1 protein-coding gene is annotated in these 1,029 nt (G+C 35.0%); it reads left to right on the top strand.

Going from position 1 to position 1,029, the window contains the following annotated elements; all coding sequences use genetic code 11:
* Positions 1 to 978: hypothetical protein (locus AC1DSL_RS18590; protein WP_477533385.1), on the top strand; the 978-nt coding region annotated here is incomplete at its 5' end.
* Positions 979 to 1,029: the final 51 nt, after the last annotated feature.

Genomic DNA, 1,029 nt, shown 5'->3' with positions numbered 1-1,029 from the left:
GCAGATATTGTGTTGTTTGATACAAAAAATAACAATTCATTTGAAATAATCGGGAAGACTAATTCCTGGAACGTCCAGCAAGGTTGCATGTTACAGTGGTTAGGACCTTCCTACATTGATAAAGTTATTTATAATGATTTTCGAAACGGATGTTATTGCTCAGTTATCTATAACTTAAATACAAAAGAAGAGAGAGTTATTCCAATGCCAGTTTATAGTGTATCAGAGGATGGGGAATTTGCGCTTTCATTAGATTTTGCACGGCTACATCGTTTGCGTAAAGGATATGGATATTCCAATCTTTCAGAAACAACCGCAAACGAAAAGTGCCCTAATATGCCCTGTATTTGGCATGTGAATTTAGAAAATGGTGAGGTTAAACCATTGATGAACTATACTGATTTTTCGAACTTCGAGCCGAGAAATGAAATGATAAATGCGGAGCATAAGGTAAATCACATTATGATAAATCCTTTTGGAAAAAGATTTATGGTTTTACATAGATGGATAAATGGGTCTAGAAAGTACACCAGATTAGTTACTGTAAATATAGATGGAACAAATATGTATAATTTAAGTGATGATAATATGACATCTCACTGCTATTGGAAAAATAGCAAAGACCTATTAGCTTTTGCACACAAAAAAGATAGAGGTAATGGATATTATCTAATGACTGATCAGACTCAAGAGTATAAAAAGAAATKGCCAGAATTAACTACGGATGGCCACCCAAGTTACTCACCTAATGGGAGCGGGGTTGTGACAGATACTTACCCAGATAGAGCTAGAGTTGCATCTGTGATGTTAATCAAGGGAAATAAAATTCTAAAGCTAGCAAGAGTATTTGCACCATTTAAATATGATAATGATACAAGGTGCGATTTGCATCCGAGATGGAATCGGGTTGGGGATGAAATCTGCTTTGATTCGGTCTTTGAAGGTAAGCGAGGATTATATGTAGTAAAAGTAAAGTGAATTTAGAGGTGATTAAGTGCAGTTTTCCATTATTACTCCAATGTACAATTC

Source organism: Paenisporosarcina sp. P4_D4 (assembly GCF_056401835.1).
The sequence above is the reverse complement of the archived record's forward strand: the minus strand, read 5'-3'. Positions and strand labels throughout refer to the sequence as shown.